The sequence below is a fragment of the Mesorhizobium sp. M0051 genome, assembly GCF_040323235.1.
Classification (GTDB): Bacteria; Pseudomonadota; Alphaproteobacteria; order Rhizobiales; family Rhizobiaceae; genus Mesorhizobium.
Window position 1 is genome coordinate 1 of sequence record NZ_JAMYUT010000072.1, and the last position, 7,224, is coordinate 7,224.

Sequence of the window (7,224 nt, forward strand, 5' to 3'; positions counted from 1 at the left end):
GGGTGTTCTATTCCGACAGTGGCTCGACCTCGGTCGAAGTAGCGCTGAAGATGGCGCTCGGTTATTTCCGCAACATCGGCGCCCCGCGCTCGCGCATCGTCGTCATGGATCACAGCTATCATGGCGACACGATCGGCACGATGAGCGTCGGCGCCCGGAGCGTGTTCAACGCTGCCTACGAACCGTGGCTGTTCGAGGTCGACACCATCCCCTTTCCGGCAGCGGGGCGCGAACAAGAGACGCTGGATCGTTTCGAGGCCGTGAGCCGCGACCAACGCGCCGCCGCCCTGATCGTCGAGCCGCTGGTGCTTGGCGCCGGCGGCATGCTGATGTATCCGGCCTGGGTACTGGCCGAATTGAAGAACATCGCAAAAACCTCCGGCACGCTGCTGATCGCCGATGAGGTGATGACCGGCTGGGGCCGCACCGGAACCATGTTCGCCTGCGAGCAGGCGTCCATATCGCCGGACATTCTATGCGCCTCGAAAGGCCTGACCGGCGGCGCCATCCCGCTGGCCGCCACGCTTGCCACCGATGCTATCTTCCAGGCCCACTATTCGACGGACCGGAAGAAGACGTTTTTCCACTCGAGTTCCTACACTGCCAATCCGATTGCCTGTGCTGCCGCACTCGCCAATGTCGAGATCTGGCGTGACGAGCCGGTGGCCGAGCGGATCGCGACCTTGAGCGGGATGCACGTCGCCGGACTGCAACGCTTTCGCGACAATCCGTACTTCACCGACTGCCGGTCGACGGGAACGATCGCAGCGCTCGACCTTCGAGCCGATTCCGCAGGTTATCTCGCCGAGATCGGACCGAAGCTGCGCGCGTTCTTCCTCGACCGGGGGCTGCTTATCCGTCCGCTCGGCAATGTCCTCTATCTTATGCCGCCCTATTGCATCACTGGCGGCGAATTGGACGGGCTCTATGACGCCATCGAGGAGGCCGGCGCACGTTTCGGCTCCAGGCCATGAGCAGGTCGTCGCGCATTCTCGGGTTCGGCCATCATGCGCCTGGGCGCAAAGTGGTGAATGCCGAGATCGAGAGCAATCTCGGGCTCGAACCTGGCTGGATCGAACGGCGCACCGGAATCCGTTCGCGCTTCTGGGCAACGGATGACGACACGCTGTCTGGTCTTGCCACGCAGGCCGGCGACATGGCATTGGCGAACGCCGGTATTGACCGCGGCGACATCGGTTTGCTGTTGCTCGCAACCTCGACGCCCGACCACCTTCTGCCGCCCAGCGCGCCGCTGGTCGCGCATCAGCTGGGACTGAGCCGCGCCGGTGCGGTCGATCTGACCGGCGCTTGCGCCGGCTTCATCTATGCGCTGATGTTCGCGGACGGATTCACCCGCCTGCATGGCAAATCGACCCTTGTCATTGCCGCCAATATCCTCAGCCGCCGTATCAATCCGGCCGAACGCGCCAGTTCGGTCCTTTTCGCCGATGCCGCCGGCGCCCTGGTGATCGGTCCTTGCGAGGACCCGGATCGGGGCATTCTCGGTGCCTCGGTGGATTCAGACGGCTCGCGCTACGGGCTGATCCAGATTCCCGCGGGAGGAAGCAACAAGCCGTTTCATGACGGCTTGGATCTCGGGCGAACCCGAATGACAATGACCGACGGCCGCGAAGTGTTCGCCAAGGCTGTCGAGATGATGACCGATTGCTCGAGAAGCGCGCTTGCCGCAGCCGGAGTGCGATCACAGGATGTCGGCCGGTTCGTGCCGCATCAGGCCAATGCCCGCATCTTCGATGCCGTCGGCAGGAACCTCGGCATAGCGGACCAAGCGATCGTCAAGACGATCGCCAAATACGGCAACTCTTCCGCCGCGACGATCCCACTGTCCCTGTCGCTGGCTCATCAGGCGGAGCCGTTTCGGCAGGGCGAGAAGCTTCTTCTGGCGGCGGCGGGTGCGGGTCTCAGCGGCGGTGCACTCGTCGTCGGAATTTAGCCGAGCAACAGGCCGCCCAACGGACTGGTCATTCATGATGGATAGGACGACAGACCAATGCGAAAATTAATCGCCGGCAAGCTGCACGGCATCCACGTCACCGAAGCGAACCTCAACTACCACGGTTCGATAACGCTCGACCCTGACCACTGCGAAGAAGCCGGGATCCTGCCCATGGAATTCGTGGAGATATGGAACAAGAATTCCGGCGCGCGGATTTCGACCTATGTCGTTCTGGGCGAGCGCGGCTCACGTTGCTGTATTCTAAACGGAGCGGCTGCCCGCACTTGCCAGCCCGGCGATCAGATCATTGTCTGCAACTCCATCTATCTGGACGAGGCGCATATCACCTCGCTGAAGCCGCGGATTGTTACGTTCGATCAGGACAACCACATACTCGACCGCCTGAGCTACTCCGTCGATCTTGACGCCCATGGCCGTTACTGTTTCTCCATCCTTGACGAGGGCGGGTGAGGCTTTGGCCATTCCTGCCCTGATCTCCGGGGCGTGACATTTCCCTGCACGGTGTCGCGTTTATCAACGATTCACCCGGACACGATTTGGAGAGAGACCTCAAGCCTGCACCGAAGCGGAAAACCGCCAGATTCGGTCAAGAAGCGGCCATCCTAGCTAACTTGCGCCATCCGGCGTTATCCTTCCGAGAGCGAAGGTGGCAAGTCCGCGCGTTTGCGAGTTCAAGCTGGGGGTGCCACCTGCTTTATCCGGTAGGTTCAGCCGACAGTCGAAATAATGTCGTGCGGCAGATGAGTATTTTGAGCGGCTGTCGGGCCTGTCGCAGATGATAGCGTCTGGCCGTGGGGCGGGGGGTAACGTGTGGATTACTTGCAGGCCCGATCGAGACCACCGAATCGGCGCTGGCTGCGTCGTCTCACGCGGAGGACTCCATGCAGAAGAACTCCCTAGCAGCTACAGGCTTTCTCTGCCTGGGCGTTCTCATCTTCTCGCTGCAGGACGCGATTTTGAAAGGACTCTCGGACAAGTATTCGGTCACCCAAGCGATAACGGTTCGATCAATTGTAGCATTGCCCATACTGCTGGCGTTGGTGCGCGCGACCGGGAGTATTCGATCCCTTCTTTCAAAGCGTTTCGGGCTGCTGACAATTCGTGCAGTGATCCTCCTAGGCGCATACCTTTGCTACTATCTTTCGATCGCAGCACTGCCTCTGGCCGATGCTATCGCGCTTTTTTTTGTCGCTCCACTCGTCATTGCGGGACTCGGAATTCTTTTCCTCGGAGAGCGACCTCACCAGACCACCTTTATGGCTCTGGCGGTAGGTTTTATCGGCGTGATCATAACGTTAAGACCGGGTCTTGCAGCCTTCGAATGGGCATATGCGTTAACGCTCTCGGCTGCCGTCCTGTACTCGTTGGCCCAGATCCTGGCGAGGAAACTTGGCGACACCGAAACCGCTGCGGTTATCACATTCTATCAGAATTTGGCCTTCCTCGTTTGCGCGCCCGTGTTGGCCGCTCTCGTGAGTTCAAGTGGCCTTGAAGATGCTGGTGACCCAAGTCTCGCCTTCCTTATGCGCCCATGGGTCTGGCCAACGCTCAACGATACGCTGCTGATGGCCGGCTGCGGCGTAATCGCATCTGCCGGAATGACATTGCTTGCCCAAGCCTACCGACTTGCCCCAGCAGGGACCATCGCCGTTTTCGAGTACAGCGCCATCATGTGGGTTCCATTGTGGGGATATCTGTTCTTCGACGAAGTGCCGAGATTCACTACCGTCGTGGGGGCAGCCGTGATCTGTGGAGCCGGATTGTTTGCGCTGATTGGTCAGAGCTTCGGTAGGAACGTAGCTGATCCGACTTAACTTGGTTCTCCACGAAGTGTGGCATACGCGAAATTCACTGACCGTGGGGAAGGCCTCATCCTCGATTGAGTGCAGTTGGTGATACCAGGTCGATCACACCGCCGGATATCCGTGCGCGAAAGGGAGGACGTGGATCGCAATTCGGCGCGGCCGCAAGAGCGTGGCCGCCGCCGCGGTCTCGGGCGACAACGCCAATCTGCGGTTGGTCTGTGAGCCAGGCCCTGGGCCGTCGCCGGCTCACGGTCGGGCAACAAGGCGATGGTCTTGCACCGCTCAAGGTCGCAGATGATCGTCCCACAGCGTTGATTTCTCCGCCACGCCCAATCGTATTCCCGATCACGCTCGGCGCGACAAAGCGCGGACTACCGCGCCGACGCACGATGCGCAGTATGCTCACCGGCAGCATCAACCTTCTTGGCGAAGCTGGTCGCAGGCCTTGCCGCCCAGGGAAGCCCAAGGTGGTGCACGCTTCGGTCGAGCCGGGTAGTTCGCCCATGGCACCACAACTCCCCGTCGAAACGCTCGGAAGATCCGCCGACCGCACAAGACTGCGCCGCAGTGGAACCGCTGAGCCACAACGATGATCCGGACAGGCCTGCCTGCCATCGGCAGCTAAACGCCGCTGATACCGACTGTGGATCCGCTGCGACCTCGTTCCGCAGCTCTGCTGCAGCGCCGGGCCGGTACCGCGCGGCACGACGCGGTCGCCTGGGGCTACGCGCGGGCCGCGAGCGGCCATGGGGTTGATATCATCGAAAATTGCGAAGTGCTGGACTTCCAGCGCGAAGGAGGTCGCATCGTCGGCGCGCCACGTCGGCCTCGGCGGCGCCGCTTTGACTGGATCTACAATACTTTGCGCGACCGAATATGTCTCTTAGACTACACACCGGGCAGTCGGCTGTCCGAAGAAGAATTGGCCCGGGAATTCGACACCAGCCGTACGCCTGTACGCCGGGTGCTGGCGCGGCTGGAATCCGAAGGCCTGGTCGAATCCGTCCACGGCGTCGGCACGATCATCACTGATCCGGATATTCAGGAACTCGTGCAAATCTATCACCTTCGACTTGAATTAGCGCCGCTAGAGCGGAATGAATTGAGGCTGAATCGGCGTGGGATTCCCTTAGGCGTGCAAATCTGATTGAACTAAACCGCTACCGCGGTAGCTGATGCGCGGGTCTGGCCTGAGGAGGTCCCTGTCTGAGAAGATTTGGTGTCGAGCCACCCTTCCAGACAGGAGAACCCCAGATGGCCCAGATAAGCCCTCTGCGTCAGCGGATGATTGAAGATCTGACGATCCGCAATTTGTCACCGGAGACCCAGCGATCCTACGTGCATCACGTGGCGAAGTTCAGTCGATTTTTTGGACGATCACCCGATCAACTGGGATATGAAGAAGTGCGCGCCTATCAGGCCCACTTGGTGGGCCGAAGGGTCTCGTGGGGCGCGTTGAACCAGACCGTTTGCGCCTTGCGTTTCTTCTACGGCGTGACGCTTGGTCGATCTGATCTGCCTGAGCGGATCGCTTACGCCAGGACGCCGCGCAAGTTACCGATCGTGCTGAGCGCCGATGAGGTGGTCGGCTTTCTGCAGGCCGTGAAGGGGACGAGGAACCGGGTCGCTCTGATGACCACCTATGCGGTGGGCTTACGCGCCGCGGAGGCGGCGCGTCTGCAGGTGACGGACATCGATAGCAGCCGGATGATCATTCGCATCGAGCAGGGCAAGGGCGGCAAGGACCGCTATGTGATGCTGTCGCCGCAGCTGCTGGAGATTTTGCGCGTCTATTGGCGGTTGACCAAGCCGGGGCGATGGCTATTTCCTCGGCGCGATGGCCGCGGCCCGATCCACCCACAGACCTTAGGGATCGCCTGTCGAGCAGCCTGCGAGTTCCTGGGCGTTGAGAAGCGGGTGACGGTGCACACCCTTCGCCACAGCTTCGCCACCCACCTTTTGGAAGCCGGCACGGACATAAGGATCATTCAGGTGCTGCTGGGCCATCGCAGCCTGGCGACGACGACACTATACGCCCAGGTCTCAACGGCTGTGATCGGCCGGACTGCCAGTCCTTTTGACCAACTCCGCATGGAGATCACGCCGCCCGGCTGAGCCGCGCGCCATGCGCCCGGATCTGGAAGTGGCGGATGTATTCCACCGTCACGGGGCTGATTATCGCCGCGACCATGCCGGCCATCTCGGGCGTGTCGAGCGCCGGGTTATGGCCGCGGTGGAGGCGTGCCGGACCGCGGCCCTGGGCGGTCACGCCGAACACTGCGCCGACTGCGGTCTCGTGCGGCAAGCCTATAACTCCTGCCGCAACCGTCACTGCCCCAAGTGCCAGGGCCTAGCTCGCGCCCAGTGGCTGGCCGAGCGGCAGGCTGAGCTGCTGCCGGTCCCATACTTCCACGTGGTCTTCACCGTCCCGGCCCAGATCGCTGAGATCGCCTTCCAGAACAAGGCGGCGGTCTATACGATCCTGTTCAAGGCCGCATCCGAAGCCTTGAGGGTGGCGGCGGCCGATCCCAGGCATCTGGGCGCCGAGATCGGCATGGTCGCCGTGCTTCATACTTGGGTTCAAAATCTCCACCATCATCCGCATGTCCACTGCGTCGTGCCGGGCGGCGGCCTGTCGCTCGATCCTGCCACGGCGAAGGCCGAGGACCAGCGATGGATCGCCTGCCGGCCGGGATTTTTCCTGCCCGTGCGGGTTCTGTCGCGTCTGTTCAGGCGGCTATTCCTGGGGCGCCTGCAGGACGCCTTCGACGCCGGCCAGCTTCGCTTCTTCAGCGATCTCGCCAGCCTGGCCGACCCTGCCACTTTCTGCGCCCAACTGACTGGACTGAAGCGCATCGAATGGGTCGTCTACGCCAAGCCCCCGTTCGGCGGTCCCGAACAGGTCCTCGCCTATCTGGGCCGCTACACCCATCGCGTCGCCATCGCCAACAGCCGCCTCGTGAGCCTGGACCAGGGAAAGGTCAGCTTCCGCTGGAAGGACTATCGCCACCACGACAAGTCCAAACACAAGCTCATGACCTTAAGCGCCGACGAGTTCATCCGGCGCTTCCTGCTGCACGCTCTTCCAGACGGATTCCATCGCATCCGCCATTACGGCCTCCTCGCCAACGGCCACCGCGTCGCCAAGCTCGCCCAGTGCCGTCTTCTTCTGGCGGCGCCCACGCCGCCGACGCCGGACCCGACCGCCGACTATCGCCAGCGTTACCGCTGTCTCACAGGGCACTCCCTGGACATCTGTCCGGGCTGCGGCGGCGCCATGGCCTCGCTCGGCCCGATCCCGCGCAAGGCCCCGACCTGGCCAGACACCTCATGACACGCTGCGCACCGACACGCTCGCACCGTCCATCCCGGCGTCTGCTACAGTCGCCGAAGGGCCTTTGCGCGCCGCTAGTCAAAGTCGCAGCCTGGCTGTCGCCAGCA

7 protein-coding genes and 1 pseudogene are annotated in these 7,224 nt (G+C 62.0%); all 8 read left to right on the forward strand.

Features of this window, described 5'->3' with window-relative positions; all coding sequences use genetic code 11:
- Positions 1 to 974, forward strand: a 974-nt coding sequence (locus tag NKJ90_RS32975; protein WP_352487738.1) for an aminotransferase class III-fold pyridoxal phosphate-dependent enzyme, incomplete at its 5' end; no start/stop codon positions are given.
- The gene (gene bioZ, locus NKJ90_RS32980; protein ID WP_352487739.1) at positions 971 to 1,954 is read left to right on the forward strand and encodes a 3-oxopimeloyl-[acyl-carrier-protein] synthase BioZ; all 984 of its coding nucleotides are present in this window, start codon (positions 971 to 973) and stop codon (positions 1,952 to 1,954) included. The genes NKJ90_RS32975 and bioZ, both read left to right, overlap by 4 nt.
- Positions 1,955 to 2,011: 57 nt before the next feature.
- Positions 2,012 to 2,428, forward strand: coding sequence for an aspartate 1-decarboxylase (gene panD, locus NKJ90_RS32985; protein WP_352487740.1), 417 nt, complete (start codon positions 2,012 to 2,014; stop codon positions 2,426 to 2,428).
- Between the two features lie 431 nt (positions 2,429 to 2,859).
- Complete coding sequence (locus NKJ90_RS32990) at positions 2,860 to 3,792, forward strand: DMT family transporter (protein WP_352487741.1); 933 nt, start codon at positions 2,860 to 2,862, stop codon at positions 3,790 to 3,792.
- Positions 3,793 to 4,456: 664 nt separating this feature from the next.
- Positions 4,457 to 4,597: pseudogene (locus NKJ90_RS32995) on the forward strand (FAD-dependent oxidoreductase); the annotation flags it as partial.
- Entirely contained in the window at positions 4,589 to 4,930 is a 342-nt protein-coding gene (locus NKJ90_RS33000) for a GntR family transcriptional regulator (RefSeq protein ID WP_352487744.1), read from the forward strand. The pseudogene NKJ90_RS32995 and the gene NKJ90_RS33000, both read left to right, overlap by 9 nt.
- A 107-nt stretch (positions 4,931 to 5,037) precedes the next feature.
- A complete protein-coding gene (locus NKJ90_RS33005; protein WP_352487742.1) occupies positions 5,038 to 5,898 on the forward strand; it encodes a site-specific integrase in 861 nt (286 codons plus the stop codon).
- 10 nt (positions 5,899 to 5,908) lie between these two features.
- The gene (locus NKJ90_RS33010; RefSeq protein ID WP_352487743.1) at positions 5,909 to 7,117 is read left to right on the forward strand and encodes an IS91 family transposase; all 1,209 of its coding nucleotides are present in this window, start codon (positions 5,909 to 5,911) and stop codon (positions 7,115 to 7,117) included.
- The last annotated feature ends 107 nt before the right edge of the window (positions 7,118 to 7,224 follow it).

Excerpts from the sequence above, each read along its gene's own strand:
- bioZ (WP_352487739.1), top strand. The coding sequence starts at position 971 with ATGAGCAGGTCGTCGCGCATTCTCGGGTTCGGCCATCATGCGCCTGGG.
- panD (WP_352487740.1), top strand. The coding sequence starts at position 2,012 with ATGCGAAAATTAATCGCCGGCAAGCTGCACGGCATCCACGTCACCGAA.
- NKJ90_RS32990 (WP_352487741.1), top strand. The coding sequence starts at position 2,860 with ATGCAGAAGAACTCCCTAGCAGCTACAGGCTTTCTCTGCCTGGGCGTT.
- NKJ90_RS33005 (WP_352487742.1), top strand. The coding sequence starts at position 5,038 with ATGGCCCAGATAAGCCCTCTGCGTCAGCGGATGATTGAAGATCTGACG.
- NKJ90_RS33010 (WP_352487743.1), top strand. The coding sequence starts at position 5,909 with ATGCGCCCGGATCTGGAAGTGGCGGATGTATTCCACCGTCACGGGGCT.